The 22,966-nt window shown below is 43.1% G+C and carries 18 protein-coding genes; 8 read left to right on the top strand and 10 right to left on the bottom strand.

The genetic code is table 11. From position 1 onward, the window contains the following. Nucleotides 1-21 precede the first annotated feature (21 nt). Nucleotides 22-1,113: an efflux RND transporter periplasmic adaptor subunit gene (locus HOP38_RS19335; protein ID WP_006069073.1), complete on the bottom strand. Its 1,092-nt coding sequence runs from the start codon at nucleotides 1,111-1,113 to the stop codon at nucleotides 22-24. 304 nt (nucleotides 1,114-1,417) lie between these two features. Between HOP38_RS19335 and HOP38_RS19330 the strand changes: the two genes are divergently transcribed. The 3 genes from HOP38_RS19330 (at nucleotide 1,418) to HOP38_RS19320 (ending at nucleotide 5,910) form a co-directional block, all read left to right on the top strand. Then, the gene (locus tag HOP38_RS19330; protein WP_198558735.1) at nucleotides 1,418-2,455 is read left to right on the top strand and encodes a cytochrome-c peroxidase; all 1,038 of its coding nucleotides are present in this window, start codon (nucleotides 1,418-1,420) and stop codon (nucleotides 2,453-2,455) included. Continuing rightward, nucleotides 2,452-5,256, top strand: coding sequence for an ATP-binding protein (locus HOP38_RS19325; protein ID WP_198558734.1), 2,805 nt, complete (start codon nucleotides 2,452-2,454; stop codon nucleotides 5,254-5,256). Before HOP38_RS19330 ends, HOP38_RS19325 begins: the two co-directional genes overlap by 4 nt. 69 nt (nucleotides 5,257-5,325) lie before the next feature. Then, nucleotides 5,326-5,910, top strand: a complete 585-nt coding sequence (locus HOP38_RS19320) for an HAD family hydrolase (protein WP_198558733.1) — start codon at nucleotides 5,326-5,328, stop codon at nucleotides 5,908-5,910. Between the two features lie 12 nt (nucleotides 5,911-5,922). Here HOP38_RS19320 and HOP38_RS19315 read toward each other — a convergent pair whose 3' ends face one another. The 8 genes from HOP38_RS19315 to HOP38_RS19280 form a co-directional block, all read right to left on the bottom strand. Further along, nucleotides 5,923-6,876 carry a sensor domain-containing diguanylate cyclase gene (locus tag HOP38_RS19315; protein ID WP_124941861.1) on the bottom strand — a complete coding sequence of 318 codons (954 nt, stop codon included), beginning with the start codon at nucleotides 6,874-6,876 and terminating at the stop codon, nucleotides 5,923-5,925. Between the two features lie 398 nt (nucleotides 6,877-7,274). Beyond that, nucleotides 7,275-7,697 carry a glycine zipper domain-containing protein gene (locus tag HOP38_RS19310; RefSeq protein ID WP_006069078.1) on the bottom strand — a complete coding sequence of 141 codons (423 nt, stop codon included), beginning with the start codon at nucleotides 7,695-7,697 and terminating at the stop codon, nucleotides 7,275-7,277. 177 nt (nucleotides 7,698-7,874) lie between these two features. Then, a complete protein-coding gene (locus HOP38_RS19305; RefSeq protein WP_124941860.1) occupies nucleotides 7,875-10,325 on the bottom strand; it encodes a family 20 glycosylhydrolase in 2,451 nt (816 codons plus the stop codon). 340 nt (nucleotides 10,326-10,665) lie between these two features. Continuing rightward, a complete protein-coding gene (locus tag HOP38_RS19300; protein ID WP_268980652.1) occupies nucleotides 10,666-11,289 on the bottom strand; it encodes a bifunctional 4-hydroxy-2-oxoglutarate aldolase/2-dehydro-3-deoxy-phosphogluconate aldolase in 624 nt (207 codons plus the stop codon). A gap of 10 nt (nucleotides 11,290-11,299) precedes the next feature. Continuing rightward, on the bottom strand, nucleotides 11,300-12,220 hold the full coding sequence (locus tag HOP38_RS19295; RefSeq protein ID WP_198558732.1) for a sugar kinase: 921 nt from the start codon (nucleotides 12,218-12,220) through the stop codon (nucleotides 11,300-11,302). A gap of 66 nt (nucleotides 12,221-12,286) precedes the next feature. Further along, nucleotides 12,287-13,783, bottom strand: a complete 1,497-nt coding sequence (locus HOP38_RS19290) for a sodium:solute symporter family protein (protein ID WP_006069082.1) — start codon at nucleotides 13,781-13,783, stop codon at nucleotides 12,287-12,289. 184 nt (nucleotides 13,784-13,967) lie between these two features. Next, nucleotides 13,968-14,360 carry a RidA family protein gene (locus tag HOP38_RS19285; protein ID WP_198558731.1) on the bottom strand — a complete coding sequence of 131 codons (393 nt, stop codon included), beginning with the start codon at nucleotides 14,358-14,360 and terminating at the stop codon, nucleotides 13,968-13,970. A 70-nt stretch (nucleotides 14,361-14,430) separates the two neighbouring features. Continuing rightward, a complete protein-coding gene (locus HOP38_RS19280; protein ID WP_261359898.1) occupies nucleotides 14,431-15,903 on the bottom strand; it encodes an N-acyl-D-amino-acid deacylase family protein in 1,473 nt (490 codons plus the stop codon). Between the two features lie 149 nt (nucleotides 15,904-16,052). Here HOP38_RS19280 and HOP38_RS19275 point away from each other — a divergent pair, with 149 nt between their 5' ends. The 5 genes from HOP38_RS19275 (at nucleotide 16,053) to HOP38_RS19255 (ending at nucleotide 21,814) form a co-directional block, all read left to right on the top strand. Then, a complete protein-coding gene (locus HOP38_RS19275; protein ID WP_198558730.1) occupies nucleotides 16,053-17,321 on the top strand; it encodes an amino acid deaminase in 1,269 nt (422 codons plus the stop codon). A gap of 10 nt (nucleotides 17,322-17,331) precedes the next feature. Continuing rightward, nucleotides 17,332-18,195 carry a MurR/RpiR family transcriptional regulator gene (locus HOP38_RS19270; protein ID WP_124941856.1) on the top strand — a complete coding sequence of 288 codons (864 nt, stop codon included), beginning with the start codon at nucleotides 17,332-17,334 and terminating at the stop codon, nucleotides 18,193-18,195. Nucleotides 18,196-18,333: 138 nt separating this feature from the next. Then, nucleotides 18,334-18,543 carry a hypothetical protein gene (locus HOP38_RS19265; RefSeq protein WP_198558729.1) on the top strand — a complete coding sequence of 70 codons (210 nt, stop codon included), beginning with the start codon at nucleotides 18,334-18,336 and terminating at the stop codon, nucleotides 18,541-18,543. Next, nucleotides 18,521-19,744 carry an alpha/beta hydrolase gene (locus tag HOP38_RS19260; RefSeq protein ID WP_240645411.1) on the top strand — a complete coding sequence of 408 codons (1,224 nt, stop codon included), beginning with the start codon at nucleotides 18,521-18,523 and terminating at the stop codon, nucleotides 19,742-19,744. The genes HOP38_RS19265 and HOP38_RS19260 overlap by 23 nt, the downstream gene beginning before the upstream one ends. A 144-nt stretch (nucleotides 19,745-19,888) precedes the next feature. Next, entirely contained in the window at nucleotides 19,889-21,814 is a 1,926-nt protein-coding gene (locus HOP38_RS19255; protein ID WP_124941854.1) for a tetratricopeptide repeat-containing diguanylate cyclase, read from the top strand. A 31-nt stretch (nucleotides 21,815-21,845) separates the two neighbouring features. Here HOP38_RS19255 and HOP38_RS19250 read toward each other — a convergent pair whose 3' ends face one another. Further along, complete coding sequence (locus HOP38_RS19250) at nucleotides 21,846-22,856, bottom strand: AraC family transcriptional regulator (protein WP_038221595.1); 1,011 nt, start codon at nucleotides 22,854-22,856, stop codon at nucleotides 21,846-21,848. Between the last annotated feature and the right edge of the window lie 110 nt (nucleotides 22,857-22,966).

Here is a 22,966-nt window from a genome sequence, read left to right as displayed (position 1 = left end):
TCTCTTCTTGCTGAGTTACAGTTATTGCGCCTGATCGATTTCAGGCATTAGGCTCACTTCCATACCTTTAATCAAAAATGGAACACCTACAGTGACAATGCGTTCACCCATTTCAAGTCCAGAGAGTACCGTGATTTTGTCACCAGACATCGTGGAGACTTCGATCTGCTTTGGAGAAACCGTGTTGTCGTCTCCAACAACCCACACTGTGGCATTGTGTGCATTGTCGCTAATTACCGCAGTTGCAGGCACTTGGATTGAGCCTTTCGTTTCTTGGAGTTTAGAAAAATCTGCAGTGACATAGCCCGTCATGCCTGGAAGGATATTTTGATCCGATGGTGCCTCAAGTGTCACCGTCACCTCAAAGGTTTGTGTATCAGCATCAGCTTTAGAGGACACTTCCGTCACCGTCACTGGATATGGTTTCTCTCGAGCTGCATCAAAATAAGCGAAAACCGGTATCTCTACAGGATCTTCAGCTTGTTCATCGCGAATTTGCCTTACTAACTTTTCAGGAACATTAAATTTCAATTCAAGGGTGTTTAGGTTTTGGAAAGTAAACACCACCTGCTTAGCTTCAACGTTTTCGAAATTTTGAATATCTCGCTGTGCCACAAAACCGTCAAAAGGCGCTAAAAGTTTGGTATAGCCAAGTTCTGTGTTTGCTTTATCGTATGCTGCTTTTGCACGTGTCAAATTAGCACGTAGCTGCTCAAAATCTTTTTTGGAGATAAAGTTATCTTTAATCAGTTCTTGAGCGCGTTTGAAGTCAGCTTGAGTTCGCTGCAAAGTCGCACGTGTATCACGCACAGCAAGTTTGAAATTAGTGTCGTCTAATGTCGCAAGTACCGTGCCTTTCTCAACATTATCACCCTCTTTCACTGGAATGCTGTTGACCTTACCCGAGACACGGAAAGCCATATCAGCACGATTCGATGCGAGAACACGCGCAGGGAATTCACGAATCATACTTTGGTTTTCTAAACCAATGACCATAGTTTTAACAGGACGAACAACTGGCGCTTCTGCCTTTTGTTCCGGCTCAGGACTGCATCCTGATAGAGCAACACCGATTACCGTTGCTAAAGTTAGCGCACGTAAATGAGTTTTCATAACAACCACCCAACAAAAAAATTTATAAAAACCAAGACAATAATAGGTCTAAGAAATCAATTACACGTTATTGGTACAAGTTACATTAAGCGTAGCAAAAAGCAAAAAGCAACAAACCACAAACAAAAACCCAACCTTTGAATAATCCAATTCGTAGATCAAACTAGCTCAGCCAAGACAGAGCAATATCTAAGACCTTAAATTAACTACGAGTTCATTCTTTTTTTGGTTTTTTTAGCTTTAATTGAAACGACAAATAAGTATCCCATACTGATACATATGATCAATATTATGTGTACATTGTATGAACAAAATTCTCATTAGGTGGCTATCCTCACTATTCGCTATTTTGATACTTGGTGCCTACCTGCTTCTGAATTTTGACTCGCCCCTGACACTCCAACAACTTAAGCACGAAGAGCACCACTCCCTCGCCCACAAACACCAATATGGTATTGTTCACCTTGTTGCTCCAATTGAACACACCAACCTAGAGGGCAACGACAAAAATAAGGCGCAGTTAGGACTACAACTTTTTCTTGACCCTAGGCTGTCATCCAATCAGCAAGTGAGCTGTGAATCTTGCCATCATATTTTCGATAATGGTGCGGAAAATGTCCGTGTCTCAAGAGGCGTAAATGGATCAGGTGTTAGGAATTCTCCTACAGTATTCAACATAGCCTATAACACTCGTTTCTTCTGGGATGGGCGTGCTTCAAGCCTAGAGAAACAAATGGACGGTCCCGTCCACAACCCTCTCGAAATGAATACTAATTGGAGAAACATTGTTGAATACGTGCAATCGGTGCAAGACTACCGCGTGCAATTCAACGAGTACTTTGGCGGAGTCATCACAGAAGAAACGGTCAAAAATGCCTTAGTCATGTTTATGACCGCCCTTAATACACCAGATTCGCCTTTCGACTTATTTCTTAAAGGGCAAACCGATGCAATGGAGCCAATTGCACAAATGGGGTGGGAGAAGTTCCAATCTTTGGGTTGCGTAGTATGTCATCAAGGAACCAACATTGGGGGTAACCTTTTTCAGAGATTTGGCAATGTTAGTACTACGACTAGTCAAGAAAGAGACCTAGGTCGTTACAACGTCACTGGAATTAATTCTGATAAAGGGGTGTTTCATGTCCCTAGCCTAAGAAATGTCGCAAAGACTGCACCTTATTTTCATGATGGTCGTGCTGCGACATTGGAAGAGGCGATTGTCACCATGGCTAAAGTACAGCTAGGAAGGGAGTTAGATGCCACCACAACTCTTGAAATTAGCGCCTTTCTTAATGCACTGTCAGCACCGCCTCCCCCGCTCTTGACGGAGTTAGCGCGATGAAAAAGAGATTGTTTAACCGTTCACGGATAGAGTTGTTCTACATGCTTGGTACTTTAATAGCCGCATGTTGGCTTGTGATAAGCGCCGTCAATAGCTATGTTAGTGAAGCTTATCAGAAAGCGTACCTATCGCTGTCTCAGAATGTCACTCACAATCTCGAAGAGATCTACGTTTTTGAATATAGTGACAACAGCACTTATGACCAGTTTTCAAATGAATTGGTATCTATAGAACTGTTATCTGACAAACTGTATGAGAATATTCGACAAAATCATAATGCCTACTTTCCAATTCTAAACCCTGTACCTGAGACAGCAGTAGCCTCCGCAAAAACCGTTCGAGACGCAATGTTGTCGTTTACGCAAAGATTAGAACGTCTGCTCAGCGCAAAAGTGTCTCTAGAGTATTCCAATAAGACTATCCAAGCGTTAAAAGACAAGCTCTGGAGTGATTATTCTCTGGATGAAACTGACAAGCTTTCCATTTATCGCTATCTTGACGCTAAAAACAACTTAAGCGATTTATCAAACACACTTCGCGACAATACTAGTGTCGTCACCCTAGACAACTACGTTCGGCTAAACAAACGTGTAAATCAAGACATTAGTAATGAAAAGAAAGCCCTAATAGACAGTGAAGTTCATAGTTTACTAAATCAAACCAACGATTTCTGGTTGCAACGTTCTTCCGATACCAAGCTCCAAATCGCTTTGTCATCAGTAACGCTTTTCTTGTGTTTGGGCGCCTATCTATACTGGCGTCAATGGCTACAGCAACATGTAGAAGCCAAATTGAACAAGGAGTTGCTCGACAACGAAAAAGAGCGTTCTCAGCTAGCAATGGTAGTTGAACACGCTAGCGACGCCATTGTGATTACAAATAGAGATGGCCTAACTACATGGGTTAACAGTGCATTCGAAAAGCTCTCTGGATACCAACTCACAGAGACCATTGGCAAGAAGCCAGGTGATCTTCTACAAGGAATTGACACTTCTAAGGAGGAAATAAAACGAATTTCAGATGAACTCAGCCAAGGGCATACTGTTCAATCAGAGCTTTTGAACTATCACAAAGATGGACGCCCATATTGGATCGACATTGTTATTACACCGATTAGGAATATTCATAATCAAATCGAACAGTTTATCGCAGTAGAACGAGACAGCAGTGATAGAAAGCAGTTGGAGCAGAATCTCCAACAAGCGGTCCAAGTAGCAGATGCCTCCAACCGAGCTAAATCAACATTTCTTGCTACCATGAGCCATGAACTGAGGACGCCACTAAATGGCATTTTGGGCATGGCTCAAATTCTCGAGTCCTCAGTAACACAGGCGCAACATAAAGAGCAACTCAGTGTTTTGCTTGAGTCTGGAAACCACTTGTTGTCTTTGTTAAACGACATCCTCGATATATCAAAAATAGAAGAAGGAAAACTCGAACTTGAAGATATCGACTTTGCGATAGACGAACTTTGTTCTCCAATAATCAGTACGTATTCAGCCATTTGCAATGAAAAAGGTATTCAGTTCAAACTGAACAATCAATTACCATCCGGAAAATCGTTCCGAGGAGATAAATCGCGAATCAGACAATTAATCTTTAATTTGCTCGGAAATGCCGTCAAATTTACAGAGCGTGGATCTGTTGAGCTAGTTTTTTCGAATTCTCAGAGTTCAATGTCGAAAAGTAAAGAGCAATTGAATATTGATGTCATTGATACTGGTGTTGGCATCCCAAATGACAGACTAGCTACAATCTTCGATCCTTTTACTCAGGCAGAAGCATCTACAACAAGACAATTTGGGGGAACTGGGCTTGGACTGGCAATTGTAAAAAAATTGTCCAACCTCATGGGAGGTGACGCTTATGTGTCCAGCGAACTAGGCAAAGGAAGTAAATTCACTGTCACCGCCAACCTAACACCAATTGAGAACAAAGAAATTCAGCTTAAAGACAAGGTCTCACTCGATGAACAGGCAATTGCTCAGTCTCTTGCTATCCTTCTCGTCGAAGATAACAAAGTTAATGCTCTCGTCGCGAAGACATTTTGTATGAAACAAGGTCACAATGTAGAAGTAGCGGAAAATGGGAAAATAGCGATAGAGAAAGTCGGTAAAAAACAGTACGACCTTATCATTATGGACAATCATATGCCCGTAATGGATGGCATAGAAGCAACTCGTATTATTAGACAAGAGCTAGGGTCAAAAACCGTCATATTTGGCTGTACCGCCGATGTATTTAAAGAAGCTCATGATAATTTTGTTGACGCTGGTGCAAACCATATTCTGACTAAGCCCCTGCAAAAAGAGAGTTTTATCGATGCTCTCCAAAGGTACCAACACCTATTGGTGAACCCAACGCCACCTGAAAACACTAATGTTATCCAGTTAGTGCGCCACGACATCATGCAACTCGACTGCACCAATACTGAAGCGGAACTCACGCTGTTGGATTCAACTAGCGAATCGAAACAAGTGCGGTTAGACAATATAGAGCAATTTAAATCCATCGGCGAAGAGACGCTCAATACACTCGTCAAAGTCTATTCTTCACAAGACGTTATCGGGCTCAAAAACGTCATTATAACGCTGAGGAAGGTAGCACAAGAGTCCGAGTTGAATAGACTTATCAACAAAATAGACGTGTTACTAAGTGAGTTAGATAACGATACAGTCCCGAATATTGAAGCGATGCAATCACTGGTTAACCTAGTCGAAGTCAATATCCATGAAGCGATTCGCATACTTGATCATCAGCAAGGGATGCGGCCGCCAATATCAACAATTTCACCAAATTAACTATCGATACTAACACAAGTTCAGGATACATTATCATTACCGGATGTGTGAAAAAAGAGATGGAATTCAATGCTCAAAGCGGTAGTGTTTGATTTGGATAATACGTTGGTATCTTGCAACCTCGACTTTAAGCTTCTTCGTAAAGAACTAGCCTGTCCTGATGACAAAGATCTGCTAGAACATGTTGCTAGCTCGAGCGAGGACGCTAAACGCAGGGCACTAAACGACATTATTCTTCGCCATGAAATCGAAGATGCTCGATCAAGTACGCTTATGAAGGGGGCACATGAGTTGCTAAAGTGGATGGAAGAAAAGCACCTCTATTCAGGCGTCATTACTCGCAATTGTCGTCAGGCTGCAGAGACGAAGCTAAAATCCAATAACATTGAGGTTCATGAGCTCATTACTCGAGAAGATTTTCCTGCCAAACCCAACCCTGCTTCATTACTCTTTTTAATAGAAAAATGGCAACTAACATCGGAACAAGTTATTTATGTTGGTGACCACGAATACGACATAAAGACCGGAGAAAATGCAGGCTGCTTAAGCTGCTTTATTTCCAATGGTAACGTGACGTCACCTAACATGACTGAAGCGACGTATACTTTTACTTCCCTCGGAGAGTTACATCAGTATTTAGTGGAAACCTTATAAATAGAATATCCGTTAGTTAGCCTGTTTACTTGCGTACATTGCTAGATCGGCTTTAGACAATAAATCATTGTGTGTGAGATCTTCTAAAGGTGAGAAGCAAACCACGCCGACGCTGTAAGACAACTCAAATTCGCATTCACTCGAACCGTTGAACACCGCTATTTGATCTTTGAAACGCATCAATGGAAATTTAGCATCCACTCTTGTGGTTCCAGACATGAGAACAACGAACTCATCACCCCCAATTCTCGCTATCACATCGGAATCTCTAAAGTTCTCAACAAGCAATCGAGCAAAGGTCGCTAACGCTGCATCTCCCTGACCATGCCCGTAAGTATCGTTGATCAGTTTAAAGTGATTGAGATCGAACGATGCCAGTGTGTATGGCTCCATAGCGAAACGACATCGATTGATAACCTTGTCAGCCAATTTATTGAAGCCTCGACGGTTTGAAATTTGAGTCAATTCATCAATCGTACTGTCCAGGCACGCTATTAGCTCATCTTCTGCGAGTTTTGCCAAATCAATAAGATCTTGGACTTCTTGGTCACTAAAATGTCGAGGCTTGCTATCAATGATACAAAGCGTTCCCACTTTAACATTGTCAGCTAACTTAATTGGAACACCGGCATAAAATCGGATATTGGGTTTAGATACAACAAGTGGGTTGTCACTAAAACGTTCGTCAGACAGAGCATCCGAGATAATGAACGGCTCATCACCAAGAATGGCATGCCCACAGAATGAGATATCTCTCGCCGTTTCAGTAGTATCGAGGCCTACACAAGATTTGAACCATTGCCGATCTTGCTCAACGATGCTTACAATAGAAATGTCCACGCTAAACATACGTTTAGCTAGGCGAGTCACTCGATCGAACCTCTCTTCAGGTGTGGCCAATAACCTCAGAGTTTGGAGAACACTAAGTCGGTAGTCATCATTTATAGGTATCGGTGCTGGTTGCATATGTCTCTGAACCGTTCTCAATCGATAGCTATAAAATTAGACAAAATACGCGAGTTCTGCCATATCTATGTAACTAAAGCAGCACAAAATGATATGAACTCAGAGGAATTAGTGACAAAGCAGTTAATTGCATATTGCGAAATCAATGCATATTGCAATTGCATAATGGAAAAAACGACATTGACTATGCATTAATATTGCCTTAAACCTTAGCATTAACCAAAAGAAATATTGGCACGCGAAATGCATTATGGAAAGTGACTTCAAAATTTGAGGTCACCTAGCCAACTGACGTTGTTAGTGAACCGATTTGTTCACACTGTTTTCGGCCGATTGAGTTCTCAATCGGCCTTTTCTTTATCTGATGCTTTAAAACTGGAGTAATACTCGGCTTTTAACTAGCTCGCATCGATTACTTGATCGTCTTGCTGAGCTTCCATCTCTGCCAATTTCTGCTCTAGCTCTTTAATGCGAATTTGAGCTTCAAGCTCATCAGCACGCATCTCCGCTTCACTACGATTATCTTGTTTTATCCCATCAGCTAAAATTTCGGTACGGTTGGTTTCGCGTGAATCCTCAAGATCTTTCATTGAACCAGCGACTCCACCAGCAACACCACCAGCGACTGCTCCTTTAACCGCGAGTTCAGGCTCACCGGTTAAAACCCCCATGGTAGCGCCTAACAACGCACCTCCAGCAGCTCCGCGGTTTCTCGCAGAGTTTTCGTTTTCTGCATCAAACGCGGGCGAAGAGCATCCTGCTAGCAGAGCGAGGGTAGAAATGGCGAAAAGTGATTTAAGTTGAGATTTTGAAAATGTCATAGGGTGCTCTCGACGTTATGTGTTTGCGTATGGTTAGACTAACGCCTTGAGTGCTATTACTGAATTCACTTGTTGTTATCAAGCTGATAAGCAGTGGTTATCAGCCCATGTAACATAAAACGCCCCAAGTTAAGTAGGGGCGTTTATTCTAATGCGGCACCTAGTAGGCCGATGGAATTACTTTGATAGTGACCAAAGTAACATTTCCGTCGGCTTCACTGTAGCGACAATACTTTCATCAATGATCTTCGCTGAGTCATTAATCATAGACTGATATTCTCTTGCATCGGCTGAAGACACTTTCTCGCCAGCTTCGGCTTTTGTTACCAGTGTCAAACCTAACTGAGCTATCTTCTGTGATGCCTTAGCTAACGGTACCGTATCTACTGACGCTACGTTGTTAGCAAAGACTGTAGCTGCCTCAGAAGAAGCATTGAGTAATTGCTCGTAGTGATTTTTAAGCGACGTTAAAGCAGACTTGTCTCCCTTAACGTATTGTGTCACCAAATCACGCATTTCGTACACAGTGTAACTCTCCACTGGGAGCGCATCAGCGAAACGATTCAGGCGTTCGTGTTGATTATATAAATCTCCTGGGTTCTCTGTCTGAATCCATTTTTCCCAGTTACGCGCATAGTATTGTGCAGGTTCAGTGTACTTCGCCAACACCAATAAAGGTGTTATATCGCTGCCATTCGCCAACCTTTGCATCATGACTCTTGCGTCAGCATGGTGGCGCATACCCAAAGAAATTTCAGACCAATTATCAACTGCACGCATACGCTTATACATGCTTGCTTCATCAGTCAGCTCTTCACTTGACCAGAATCGCTCTGCAATCGCATAACTGCGCGGCCAAATTCTGTTTTCCATCGTCATCGAATTGATATTTTCACCCCAAACGGTGATTTCTCCACCCAATATCAGCTTTTGTTCTTGTTCGTTCAGTTCAGCAGGATAGCCACCAGTTGGCTCAGGAATTGTCGCTCCCTCTTGTGCTGAAGAAGCAACCAGTTTCCCCGTCGTTGGCCACCTTACATTACCAATAAGCTGATAGCTCCCTTCGGCAAACTGCTCTCCCGCTAGCTTAAGATTGAACTCTGTGTATGACATGAAGTTATCAAAGTGGCCGCGGAATATCTTGCCAGGTTCATATTCTAAGATCTCAACTTCAGCTCGAGATTTACCGTTATAATCCGTAAATGCACGAACTTTACCGTCTTTTGCTTGAATAATAGTGAGTAAGCCTTTGCGTGGGCCACCTTTAGTACGCGGTTTCTCCCACTGGTAGCTAACAAAGCGCTCCCCTTCGTGAAGCTTATCGTCAACGGTGATGCCACTCGGCATCGGATCATTTCTATAGTGATAACTTGTAGGCTGTGGTTGGTCTAAGTAATAGCCTGTTGATAGCAACCCTTGGTAACCCTCTTGTGCCGCACGGCCAATACTGTCATGGCCTCGCCAGCTCTGAATCACGATCGATTTAGGAAGATCTTTGTGCCAGATTTCGTCCCAGCCGCTCATCTTCTTACCACGCTCCTCAAGCATTTTTTCCACTTTCGCGTTGAGGTACGACTGAAGACCTCGTTCACCATCAAGCTCTTTATCTTTGATAAAAGTTTGAATTTCTGGATTTTCTTGCCATTGTTTGTAGTTAGGCTCATCACCTCCGATATGGAAGTATTCATCCGGGAACAATTCAACCACTTCGTCGAATACACTTTCTAACATGACATACAATTCGGGGTTCGTCGGGTCCATCAGAGGCTCAAATACCCCCCACTCTCTCTGCTGCGGATAACTTTGTTCCCCTAACCCAGACATCAATTCTGGATAAGCATGAGCAACGGCTGACGCATGGCCCGGTAACGAAATTTCAGGAACCACACGAATACCTAGTTTACGTGCATACTCTACGACATAACGAATTTGGTCTTTGGTGTAATAATTACCGTCCGTGGTTTTCTCCCACAGTTTAGTGTAGTTATCTAATTGAATTCGGATTCCTTGGTCATCCCAAATATGCCAATGGAACACGTTCATTTTCGCCGATGCCATCGCATCAAGTTGACGCAAAATCACTTCCATCTCAATGAAGTGACGAGATGTATCATAAGAAACACCACGCCATCTAAAACGCGGCTCATCGACAATACTGATTGCCGGAACAGAATAACCATTAGCATCGGTCTGGACCAGTTGGAGAATGGTTTCAATACCACGAATAGCGCCATATGGCCGGCTCGACTCTAAAACAATTTTGCCATCATTGCTCGTTAGCTTGTACGACTCATCGGCATCAATATCTTGCACCTCACTCTTAGCTGGGGATTGAATATCGATAATAAACGTCGCTTCATCCTCTGAATCAGCTCGCCAGTTAAGCGTCGGTAGACCTGTTTGACGCTCTAAGCGTTCTACAAAGCGCTTTGCCGTATATTCGACTCGGTCAGAATTAAATCCTTTAATATAAATACTAAAATCTTTGTCTAACGTTACGCTTCCTTGACCTAATTCCACCGATTGTGGATAAGGCATTAAATTTAGATCAGTATTTGGTGCCATAGCCCATGCTGCCGTTGTTGTTAGTGAACCGGCTACCAGTAAAGTTAAGATACTCTTTTTCATTATTATTTCCTTAGAATACAAAGTTCAGACCAATACGATAGCGTCACTCAGTTTCGCCTTTATTTGGTCCTGGGATATAAATGTTTTTGTCCGCATCGACAATTTCTGCGTATGGCCTCATAAAATCTGAGTACTTGTCGAGAAATTTAACGGTATGCTCACGCGCGGTAAATCCAGCATTAAACCAGCGCTAAAACACTTATTGATATGATTTTTTTCATTAATAATTATCTATTTTAGGGTTGTCAAAGGGCTACCCAAATCAATGGGCATTAAAACAAAATAACTGGACTAAAAAGCGGCCAGCTTAATTACTGGCCAAATAACAACATAAGACTAGTTATCGTGTCGTGGCTACCGCTGCTCGCACAAGCTCACCAATGTGGTCCCACTGCTCGTTTTCAATCAACGATGTTGCGACCATCCAAGTACCACCGCAGCAGTGAACTCTGTCGAGAGATAGGTAGTCATTGACATTCGCTTTGCTGATGCCTCCCGTCGGCATAAATGCAACATCACCGTAAGGCGCCAATAGCGACTTAACCATGTTTACACCGCCAGATGCTTCTGCAGGAAAAAACTTAAGGAAAGACAATCCTAACTCTAGGGCTTGCTCAACTTGGCTTGGGTTATTCACTCCAGGGATAATGGTTATATTGTTTTCTTGACAGTATTTAACCGTGTTGGGATTAAGGCCAGGAGCAACAATAAACTCAGCCCCTGCTTCAATAGCAAGATCTACTTGTTGTGAGTTCAAAATTGTACCCGCACCAATACACAACTCAGGGTAGGCATCTCTCATAGCCTTGATAGAAGCAGCTGCCGCCTCTGTTCTGAATGTGACTTCAGCGACTGGAAGACCGTTTTCGACTAATGCCTTAGCTAAAGGAATCGCATGGTCTACATTATTAATTTGAATAACAGGAATAACTTTAAATTGTTTTAATTTATTAATTAACGACATGTTGATCTCTTCACAGTAAATGATCCATAGCACCGAGTGGAACAATAGCGCCAGGGTGTTGAATAACGATAGCAGCAACAGAATGAGCAAACTCGGCAGATAACTCGCATGACTGACCACTCAATCTCGCAGACAAATATCCCGCAGCAAAAGAGTCACCAGCAGCGCAGGTATCAATCACATTCGCAACTTTCGATGCTGCGACAATGTGGGTATTAATCTGATTGTTTTCTCGTGTTATCACCTTACATGGTTCACAACCGCGTTTAATCACCACTTCTGCAATTTCAAATCGCTCACAACGTGACTCAATAGACTCTTCAGTCCCCCATATTTCTCTATCATCATCTTCTGTGAGTAACGCTATATCCACATAAGGCAACAGCTTTTCATACCACTGTCGAGCGTCGGAGCTACTCCAAAGCTGAGGACGGAAGTTATTATCAAATATGACTTTTTTACCACTTTCATGATGGTGTTTAGCCATAGTTAGCATTCGTTTCCTAGCACTATTGTTCAATATGGCTAAGCTGATTCCGCTGAGATAAAGCGCATCATGTTGGTTAGCGGCTAAAGCAACTTCTAGTTTACTTACCACATTGTCAAAGTAGTATTTTGCGGCACTGTCATTACGCCAGTACAGAAAGGTTCGCTCTCCATTTACATCAGTTTCGACTAAATACAAACCAGGCTGTTTGTCTGACACGGTTTCAATCAAACTCGTGTCGATATATTCATCGTTCCAAGCTCGTTTCATCTCAACCGACAATTTATCTTCACCCAGCCCCGTCGCGTAGGAAACATCAATACCTCGATTACGTCCAAGCCTTGCTAGATAAAGCGCAGTGTTAAGAGTATCGCCTCCGAATGTTCTTCGAAGTGGCTCCCCACTCAGTTCCACCATACATTCACCGAAGAAAGCTACTTTCATCAGAGCCTCTTAAAATATTAGGATTAGAAGAAGGAGTGCCGCATGCACTCCTAGATAAGACCAAAATTACTCAGTAACTGGTGTCGGTTTTGCTGAAGTTTCTTGAGGAGCTGAACCCAACTCCATTTGAGCGCGTTCAGCATCAAGAATCGCTTGAGCTTGCTCAGGAGAGACCTTATTTTCAGGCGTCACTAGGCTAACCACAACACCAGCAATTGTTGCTACCGTCACTGATGGGATAACTGGATTGCCCCAGAAAGCCGTTAGGTCTGTGCTGAACATTACCGCGAAGGACGCTGCCGATGCACCAACAAGTGTCGCAATCGCTCCCTGCCAAGTGTAACGTTTCCAAAAACGACCCAACATACCGCATACAAACATGCCTGACATGACCGTTGAGATCATCTTCGTGATATAGCCAATGATGTCATTCGAAGTGAGTGCGAACAGCAGTGCAAAGCCGATAACAACAACCAATGCTAGACGGGAGTAGTTCAGCATTGACTCTTTATTTGGCACTCGGCCAGTGAACATTACATATACATCGCGAAGAAGGATTGAAACGCCCGCTATAGCATCTGAGCTTGCGCTAGACATTGTTGCCGACAAACCCGCAATCAGAACGATCATACCAACCCCTACCGGTAGCACAGTTGCTGCAATATAAGGGAATGCAAAGTTGGCATTGTCCAGACCTGGTTCAATCGCGTGAGCAGCCATACCGATGATTGCTGGGATAATCGAGAAGAACAGATACAAAACACCAGACAATACAAATGAACGGCGAATAGTTGAAACATTCTTACCGGAGTATATTCTTTGACGGAAAGATGGCGTTGCTAACACACCAACACCAATGACCACGGCTAGAGAGACAGCAGGAATAAGTCCAAGCTTTTCAATTGCAAGGAAACTTGTTGCCGCCGGGTCCATCGCTTCGTAAAGATTGTCCATGCCACCGATGTGTTGAACAGATAGAACCGCCATTAAAATAAAGCCAACAAATAGGATAATTGCTTGGATAGTGTCGGTCCAAACAACCGCTGTATATCCGCCAATGACAACATAAATTGTGAATGCTGCTGCGATGATGACTTTTGCTACGTTGAGATCAATATCGGCAATCCACGCCAAATACATACCGCCACCAAGAATATGAGCACCAAGCCAACCAATAGAGGCAATAAAGATAAGCACGCCAACAACATTTTTAACGACACGGTTGGCACCGACGTAATACGCAAGCTCTTCACTCATCGTCATGAAATTAAGCTTTCGAACTGGTGCAAACCAAAGGGCTAATAGTAGGATGCCTAGCGCACCGCCGATACCATAAAGCGCTCCAGCCCAACCATTAGCGTAACCAAAGCCAACCGCTCCCATACTTGATCCAGTACCAACCATGGTTGCGACTGTTGTACCTAGCACAAGAAACAGAGGTAAACCACGTCCACCTAACAAAAAGTCTTCACCAGACTTTTGGTTTCGTGACACAAACCATCCTAGCCAAATAAGAAAACACACATATATTCCGAAGCCGGATAAAAATAGTGTACTGTTCATTGAACACCTCCAGAGATATAAGTGACTCATTTAAGCCACTTACCGTTTTACGTTATTTTAAACTCAGAAGTAAGAGGTACTTCTGAATTAAGTCCATTTAGATTGTAAATATTTATATTTTTGTGAAGAGCATTCAGTAGAATGCCCTTAATATTAATTTAAGTAATATATAACAAGTATTTAATTAACGACGGTCTTCGCGGTAACACGTGACATCAACTTCAACTTTTACGTCGACAACAAGATCGCATACCATGCAGATACGAGCAGGTGGGTTTGCGCCATAAAACTCTTTAAACACTTTATTAAATGATTGGAAGTAACGTGAGTCCGTCAGTACAACTTTGACATGTACCACATCTTCAAGGCCGTAACCTGCTTCTTCCATAATGTCTACGCAGTTCTGGATTGCTAGACGAGATTGATCAACAATCCCTCCTTCAACGACTTCGCCGTCAGTCATTGGCGTTTGACCTGAAACGTAAAGAAAGCCTCCCGCTTCAGTTGCGCGAGCGAACGGTAAATGTTGACCACCTGTACCTACACCACCTTCTACACCATAGCGCTTAATCGTCATTTTAATTCTCCAATTATCTATTTTTTAACTAAATTTATATTTCCAAGAGCAAATAATGCTCATTTAAATATTACTTCTCTTGACGATATATAAATCGCCCAAATCTATTTTCAGCAACGGTTTTATTTGAGTAACTAATATTTCCGTTAACCAATACACACTCAATCCCATCAGCGACTGAAATCGGGTTTTCAAATGTTGCGGTATCTTTTATTTTCTGTTTGTCGAATATCACGATATCAGCGAACGCACCTTCGCGAATGACACCTCGATTCGATAAGTTGTATCGTGTCGCAGACATACCCGTCATCTTGTGTACCGCTTCTTCCAAAGGAAATAATTCGCGACCTTGACAGTAATGGCTCAACACTTTGGGGAATGTTCCCCATAGACGTGGATGAGGATGAGGATCATTGGGTAAACCATCTGAACCCACCATCGTCAAACGGTATTTCAAGACTCTTTCAACGTCTGCTTCATCCATGCAGTGATAAACAGCGCCAGCAGGTTGCAAGGCTTTTGCCGCTTCAATAAGAGGCAATTCCATTTGCTTTGCGATGTCAGCGAGCATTTGTCCTGCGCATTCTGGCTTTGTTTCAGACCACGTAATGAAAATATCAAAATCTTCAGTGACTTGTTTTAAATCTAATGTTGACGAGCTAGCAGAATATGGGTAGCAGTCGCAAGAGACATCTTGATGAGCTGATGTCTTCTCCATCAAATCAAGAACTTCAACTGTACGCCCCCAATTACCAGCACCTGCACATTTTAGATGTGAGATGACAACAGGCACTTTTGCATGCTTTCCAGTCTCAAAAGCCTCTTCCATCGCATGCAAGATTTCTTCAAACTCAGTACGCATGTGTGTGGTATAAATACCATCATGCTCAGCAAGAACCTCAGCTAACCGCATAACTTCACTGGCTGTCGCCTGTTTGGCACTGGCATAGGCCAAGCCGGAACTTAAACCAAGTGCTCCTTGTTGCATTGCTAAATCAAGCGTTGTCCTCATCGAAGCTAACTCTTGCTCGCTGGCTTCTCTGAATAGGTCATTCATCACGTTATTACGTAACGTGGTGTGGCCGACTAGAGCGGCGACGTTCACGGCTGGTTCTGCTGAAGACACCGCCTCGGCATATTGAGCAAACGTCGGATACTTAAAATCTTCCTGTTTGCCTAACAAGTTCATTGGATCCGGCGGTGCGCACTCCAATACGGCAGGCGATGCACTGATACCACAGTTACCGACGATCACCGTAGTAACACCCTGACTGATTTTCGGTAAGCAATCGGGATAGCGAATAACATTAGTGTCGTCATGAGTATGTACATCAATAAAACCAGGGCTGACTATCAAACCTTCAGCATCAATAACAGACGTCGCTTTCTCGTTTGTTAATTCACCAATTTTGACTATTCGATCTTCTACTAACCCCACATCCGCTTTGTACGCTGGAGTATTGGTACCATCGACGATTTCTGCATTTCTAATAATTATGTCGAACAACATGACCTTCTCTCTCAGTTCGTGCATTTCACACAAACAATCATAGATAGTTACCCACACAAACACAGTGACTAATTACACAATTTAACTCATTAAGTTTGATAGTTTCTAACATATTAATTATCATTGTTACCATCAAACATTAAATATCAACAAGTTAAATCATGTTAGAAAGAGAATTACCAATGATAGATTTAAAAGAAAATGATAGAAACAAACAGAAAAATACAACGGTACCATTTGACAGAGGAATGAAAGGAGTGCCAGTGACGGCTGAGCTTAAGACAAAATACAGCCTGATTAATGAAGAAATTAGCCTACCCGTAGCAGTTATTAACAAACAAGCATTGCTGAATAACATGGACTGGATGCAAGCTTTTGCTAACTATCATGGCGTTTTGCTTTGTCCACATGGAAAAACCACCATGACACCAGACTTTTTCGCCATGCAAAAGCAAAAAGGTGCATGGGGGATAACAGTAGCAACGGCACCACAAGCAGAAACAGCGGCTAGCGCTGGGTTAAAAAATATCATGATCGCTAACCAACTGGTTGGTAGAGCAAATATGGCAATGGTGGCTCGTATTAAGAAAGAGACTCAAGCTAGAGTCATCGTGTGCGTAGACTCAGCCGTTAACGCTGATCAATTGGAACAATTCTATTCAAGTATAGATGCGAACATTGAAGTGTTAATTGAATACGGTGTTGCTGGAGGTCGCTGCGGTTGCAGAACGAAACAAGAGGTAGTCGAACTTGCTAAACATATTAGTACTTTGCCTCATGTCTCATTGGTCGGAATCGAGGTCTACGAGGGAGTCATTCATGGTGGAGATGAAGAGTCTCTCGTTAGGGCTTTCTTAACAGAGACTATTGAAATTGGACGTGACCTCATCAGTCAGGAGTTGCTGCCTAACAAGCCTATTCTCACCGGAGCTGGATCCGCATGGTATGACGTCGTGGCAGAAACTTTTGCTCATTTGAATGACTTTCAGGCTGTTATTCGACCAGGTTGCTATGTTATTCATGACACAGGGATCTATCTTGACGCCCAAGAAAAAGTCATGGCCAGAGCAGTTAAAAATGGTGGTTATGCGTGTGAGTTGGGTGGTGACCTATCCTCTTCGCTCGAAGTGTGGGCGTATGTAATTTCTAGACCAGAGCCGACCAAAGCGATCGTAGGACTCGGTAAGAGGGATGTAGCCTTCGATGCGGGACTGCCGATCCCAGAACGTATCTATCGAGCAGGTGCTGAAATCAAAGAAAACAAGATCATCGCTACTGATGTTATGGACCAACACACATTTTTGGCCATTCCAGCAGAGTCGTCACTTCAGGTTGGTGATATGATTGCGTTCTCAACGTCACACCCATGCCTTACGTTTGATAAATGGCGTCTTCTCGCGATCAGCGACAATGAGCATAATGTTGAGCAATGGGTAGAAACGGCTTTTTAGAGGGAAAGTTTTGACCGTAGAAGTAGACATCATATCTCAGATCACGGAGCGCTACAGCGCGCTTCGTGATGCTGAAAAGAAAGTAGCAGACTTAATTACCGACGATATACATTCTGCCGCCAATGCGAGTATTACCGAACTAGCACAGCAAGCAAGCGTTAGTGAAGCGACTATTACTCGATTTGCTAAGGCTGTAGGTTGTCTTAATGTTAGAGATCTTAAGATCAAACTGGCGCAATCACTCGCCGTTGGGCAGCGCTTCATCATTGAGCCGCCTGACCAAACAAGCCACCAAGGCATTTACGAATCGATCAAACAGGCGTTGGATATCAACCGTGCCCTTATCAATGAAGCCGATATTAGCCAAGCCGTTACCATGCTTCACTCTGCTAGACAAATAATCGCAGTGGGTGTGGGCGGCGGTTCAACTATTACCTCGCAAGAGCTTCAACATCGTTTGTTTAGGCTAGGTTACCCTGTGGTCTCATACAACGATGGTCTTCTTACTAGAATGGTCGCTGCTACTGCAGACGCCAACGATGTCATGGTGGTCATTTCCGCGACGGGACATACCCCTGTTATCGTCGAAACCGCAGAAATTGCTCAGCAATACGGGATTAGAGTGATAGCCATAACTCCTGCCGACTCACCTTTAGCAAAGCTCAGTGATATTGTTCTTCCCATTATTCACAAAGAAACCGACTTCATCTACAAACCGTCGGCATCTCGTTACGCTATGCTAGCTCTGGTTGATGTATTGTCGATGGAGCTTGCCGTCAATCACAAGCGTCGCTCTCGTGACCGCTTACGTCGCCTCAAACTCGCTCTAGATAGTCACCGCACAGGCAGCGATCGCCAACCTTTAGGTGATTAAAAGTATTCAAACATGAACGCAATTGTGAACTAGCGTTCATGTTTGGTTCATATTGATTGCTCTATTATCTAACCATCAAGGAGCGATGCACATAAAGACTCATCCATTTTCCGACGCTGTTTATCAAGAGAGGTCATTATGAAAAAAGCACTCCTAACCGTTAGCGCCCTATTTATCGGCTTTGTTGCGATGATGTTCAGTTTAATCATGGCAATTCCACTTACCATTGCTGCATATGTCACGGGTAATCGTATTAAGAAAGAGCTCGACAAAGAGTTATCTCAACAGCGCCAAAATATGCAAGGCAATACAATAGAAGGTGAATATGAAGAAGTCTCGTCCAAGTAGGTCTGCTATTCGCGAAATACGTTCGCGACATAAAAGAAAACTGGTCGCGCTCGTCTTCTATATTTCTGTATTCATCACTGCAGGTATATTTGGTTGTTCTGCCAAGAACAACGACCCTGCCTACCAAAAAGCAAAGGCACTCCCTGCCTATCAGCAAGCTTCATTTGAGCGATACATCCAAGATACTCAACGATGGCTTGCTGAAAACCGTGCATTCAAATCTGACGATCATCAACAAGAAATTGCGCTCAATAGTCCCTTTGAGCTAGTGCCTGACTCCCCTAATGGTCAAGCCATATTGTTAGTGCACGGACTTGGTGACTCACCCTACTCGTTTCACGACATTGCGGAACATTTGGTTAAGCAAGGCTATTTAGTTAGAGCAATTTTACTTCCTGGGCATGGCAGTAAGGCCGGTGATTTGCTGCTGCCTAGCTACTCTGACTGGGAAAATATCGTTTCACACCATACTCAGCTACTGCTTGAAGATTATCCTAATGTTTGGCTAGGCGGATACTCTACCGGCGCTAATCTTGTGACTGCCTATGCACTGAATGATGACCGTATTTCTGGGCTGTTGCTTTTCTCTCCAGCATTCCAACCCAAATCGGAAGCAGTCAAATACGCGCGCTTTGCAAGTTACTTCATGGACTGGGCTGACCAAGACCCAGAGAACAATGTACTACGTTACAATTCGCTGCCTATGAATGGCGCAGCCGTATACTACCAAACGGCAAAAGTCGTACAAGACAACCTCGCTACTCATCTTTTCGTCAAACCAACATTAATGGTGTTGAGTGAAACCGATAGCGTTGTCGATACCACCGCAGCCTCTCAAGCGTTCCAAAACCAGTTTATCCATGCTGAAAGCAGACTTATTTGGCAAGGAGAGCACCCCCCTGAAGGTCAGAGAATCATCAGTCAGACGATGGTTTTACCTGAATATCGTGTTTCCAACGGCTCTCATATGGGTATGCTATTCAGCCCTAACAACCCGTATTATGGGCAGACTGGCATGATCACCATTTGTGATAACGGTCAACGTGACATTGACTATGCAAACTGCCAATCGGGCCATCAGGTTTGGTATTCCGCTTACGGTTATCAAGAACCAAACAAAATCCATGCACGGTTAACCTTCAACCCGTATTTTCAAGAGCTTATGCAATCTATTGATTTAGTAATGAAACCTAACTCTTAGCGACAAGTCAATTGGCTCTTTTATAACCATACAACTCTCTAGAATAGACATTTTTGTTGATATCAGTTCCAAAAATGATAATTTGACGATGACAATTTAAACATTTACAATATGACGTACTAATTATTTCTTATTAACCTATCAGTGCTAATAGCTATCCGACTGTGTTTCTTGTTCACCATCATTCTGTTTGCGTTAAGCTCTAGGGTCGTTTATGCCCAATTTTCCCCCCTCACGCTCATAGAAGACAAACCCTACAAAGAAACGGTACTTGCCTTGAATGCAGTACGTTACTCAAGTTTTAATCATGGAATCGAGTTATTAACGCAACTTCAACGAAGTGCGAAGATTGGACACGATCCAGTTGCAAGCTACTACTATTATCTTGGAAAATTCAAACATCATCGAGCACACAAACGTCCTTTGGAAGCACGTAAAGCATTAGATGCCATGCAACAAATCGGCATCCAAAAAAGCGTGCCTTGGATAGTAGCAGAGAGTGATATGTGGTTAGCGACCTTTGATATTACCGATGGTCACTATGATGTCGCCTTACAACGAGCAAACCGCGCACTGCTGGCCGCCAAAAAGCTGCGTTACTTGCACCTTGAAGCAAGGACACACAACCTCATCGCTGTCATCCACTCCAGTCAAAATAGACAGTTACAAGCAAAAAAAAGCTATACAGCAGCATTGGAGATTTTCCGTAGTATTGGTGACGCCGCGTATGTGGTCAAAGTTATTTCCAATATCTCTTTAATCTATGCCGACTTAGAAGAATGGGATAAAGCGCTTGAATACAACCAAGAGGGCTATTTTTGGCTCCAGAAGAGTCATCAACCGCAATTAGAACAAGAGGCGATACTCGCCCTCAATCGATCTATCATCGCTGGTAATATTGGTAGCCTGAGTGAACAGTCAGAGTATCTTGACTTAGCAGAACTAAAGGCAGATCAGCTCGGTGATGTTAGCCTTATCGCCAATGTTAAAAGCAATAAGGCATATAACTCACTTGAAAAAGGACACTACCGACAAGCTGAATGGCTCGCTCAAGAGTGCCTATCTTTAGCAGAAAAATATCAGATTAAAACCCAGGTCCCTCATTGCATTACACACCTTGGACGAGCATTGAGTTTTCTTGGTAACAGCAGTACAGCAGAGTCGTTATTGATTAGTGCCAAAGATCAATTCATTGCTCTAAAAGATCCTCTTAATACGGCAAAAGCATACAACCACCTTGCTAATTTTTATGCCGGACAGCAGCACTTTGATACTGCATATAGGTATGCTCGGCTTTATCAAAAAGAAAACGAGATCCTACTTTTCGATAGACGCCAAAAAGCCCTATTTGAACTAGAGCAAGTACATGCTGATACCGAACAGCAGCATAAAATCACCCAACTTCATACGGAGAACAAACTCAAGCAAACTCGCATCGATTACCAAGAGTCTAAGGAAAAAATGTGGGCGGCCATTTTTGTGGCAGGTATGTTTGGCTTTTTGCTGCTGTTTAAAAGCAAGAATACGCTCCAACAGCAAAACATTTCCTTGTTGTCGACCAATCATTCGTTGCGTGAGCAGAGCATGCTGGACTCACTCACGCGCATACCAAATCGTCGGTTTGCAGAACATTATCTTAGTGGTGATAGAGCTCTACCGGGCAAAGGGCATATTGCTATCGGTTTAATTGATATTGACCACTTTAAAGATATAAACGACAAATTGGGTCACGCGGCTGGGGATATTGTCCTACAAGAAGTTGCTCAAACGCTCAACAGCGTCTTGTTAAATGACGACCTACTAGCACGTTGGGGTGGTGAAGAGTTTCTTATCATTGTCCGTGCAGACACGCTTGCTCAATTGCAAGATCGTCTAACTAGGCTTCGAACCACCGTTGAAACGACCAGCCTATATTTTGACGAAGGTCGATTAACGGTGACTGCATCTATTGGCGCAACCTTACTAAGTCCTGCAAACTACCAAAGGCATTGGCGTAACAAGCTCGATATTGCTGATAAGCACCTTTATCAAGCCAAATCTGAAGGGCGCAATAAAGTCGTTTTCGCCTAACAATCAACCAGATGTAGCTTAAAAACTCAGATTAGTAAGCGGAAAGGTAGTTGTTTAGGTACTGCTTTGGAGTAATACCTCGGTATTTCTTAAACATACGGCTAAAGCTGGTCATATTGGTATAACCTAGGCTCTCGGCAATTTGTTCCATAGGTGTGCCTAGCACAATTTGCTTCACCGCTTCCCCGGATAGAACGAATCCTACCACTGAGGTAAAGTTTAACCCAGACGCTTGTAACCGTCTTTGTAATTGCTGCTCCGACAGGCCCAACAATTCCGACACCTTTGCTAATGTTGGAATCCCAAAATGTCGCGAATAATTCACCACTTCATACAACACTTTCATATGATCTTGAGAGTCTGGCATGTTCAAATAGTTATCGAGATCTGCAAAACTCATAGAAAGCTTTTCTGCGGCTAATGACGGTATCTTGTTGCCCTGTAATCGCAGCTTGTTGGGTAACCAAACCTCTGTTTGATTGTGCCCCCATTCAATTGGACAGCCAAAATAGGCCTCGTATTTACTTCTATTTGACTTGGTACCTGATATACAAACACGATCAGGAACAAACTCTTCCCCCAGATAGCGCTTCAATACATTACACATGAAGTTTGCAACTCTGACACCATCATCGGCTTTTGCGGCTGCAGAAATTGAGCTGTTGTAATACGTCCACTTAACAATTGGACCCACTACTTCGCCACTGAGAAAAGCCCCAGATTGAATACAAGTAATACCAAAATTAATTCGACGAATGGTCGAGGCAAGATCATGACCTGAGAAAAACCAGCGACTCATAGAACCTAGTCTATCAATCGACATTTGGCTGACAAGATTAAGTACGGCATCCTGATCTCCTGTTATCAACTCAATGTTCTCGTAGAACTGATTGAGAACTGAAACTGGGATCAGTGTCATTGGAAACTCGAGGGCTTTAGCTGGGATCCCCAACTCTTCTGGTCTTACACCATAGGTTTTGTGCAGGTTTCCGACCAGCCCCGCAATACCCATAGCTCTTACAAAGTGTACATTCTCAAACATATCGTCACCAGATGATACTAATTGCCTCAAAACATATTGATTCTTGATGAAATCTATCATTTTGTAAATGATTATTTCTATGTCGAATAGACTCTTGTTTCTTCTAAATC

The organism is Vibrio mediterranei (genome assembly GCF_013364395.1).
In the GTDB taxonomy this organism is placed as follows: domain Bacteria; phylum Pseudomonadota; class Gammaproteobacteria; order Enterobacterales; family Vibrionaceae; genus Vibrio; species Vibrio mediterranei.
This window is presented reverse-complemented; position numbering and strand designations above follow the sequence as displayed.

Bases quoted from the DNA above. Each gene is read 5' to 3' on its own strand.
- HOP38_RS19295 (WP_198558732.1), bottom strand. From the start codon at position 12,220: ATGAAAGTAGCTTTCTTCGGTGAATGTATGGTGGAACTGAGTGGGGAG.
- HOP38_RS19335 (WP_006069073.1), bottom strand. From the start codon at position 1,113: ATGAAAACTCATTTACGTGCGCTAACTTTAGCAACGGTAATCGGTGTT.
- HOP38_RS19300 (WP_268980652.1), bottom strand. From the start codon at position 11,289: ATGTCGTTAATTAATAAATTAAAACAATTTAAAGTTATTCCTGTTATT.
- HOP38_RS19305 (WP_124941860.1), bottom strand. From the start codon at position 10,325: ATGAAAAAGAGTATCTTAACTTTACTGGTAGCCGGTTCACTAACAACA.
- HOP38_RS19325 (WP_198558734.1), top strand. From the start codon at position 2,452: ATGAAAAAGAGATTGTTTAACCGTTCACGGATAGAGTTGTTCTACATG.
- HOP38_RS19275 (WP_198558730.1), top strand. From the start codon at position 16,053: ATGATAGATTTAAAAGAAAATGATAGAAACAAACAGAAAAATACAACG.
- HOP38_RS19260 (WP_240645411.1), top strand. From the start codon at position 18,521: ATGAAGAAGTCTCGTCCAAGTAGGTCTGCTATTCGCGAAATACGTTCG.
- HOP38_RS19315 (WP_124941861.1), bottom strand. From the start codon at position 6,876: ATGCAACCAGCACCGATACCTATAAATGATGACTACCGACTTAGTGTT.
- HOP38_RS19290 (WP_006069082.1), bottom strand. From the start codon at position 13,783: ATGAACAGTACACTATTTTTATCCGGCTTCGGAATATATGTGTGTTTT.
- HOP38_RS19320 (WP_198558733.1), top strand. From the start codon at position 5,326: ATGCTCAAAGCGGTAGTGTTTGATTTGGATAATACGTTGGTATCTTGC.
- HOP38_RS19265 (WP_198558729.1), top strand. From the start codon at position 18,334: ATGAAAAAAGCACTCCTAACCGTTAGCGCCCTATTTATCGGCTTTGTT.
- HOP38_RS19250 (WP_038221595.1), bottom strand. From the start codon at position 22,856: ATGTTTGAGAATGTACACTTTGTAAGAGCTATGGGTATTGCGGGGCTG.
- HOP38_RS19285 (WP_198558731.1), bottom strand. From the start codon at position 14,360: ATGACGATTAAGCGCTATGGTGTAGAAGGTGGTGTAGGTACAGGTGGT.
- HOP38_RS19330 (WP_198558735.1), top strand. From the start codon at position 1,418: ATGAACAAAATTCTCATTAGGTGGCTATCCTCACTATTCGCTATTTTG.
- HOP38_RS19310 (WP_006069078.1), bottom strand. From the start codon at position 7,697: ATGACATTTTCAAAATCTCAACTTAAATCACTTTTCGCCATTTCTACC.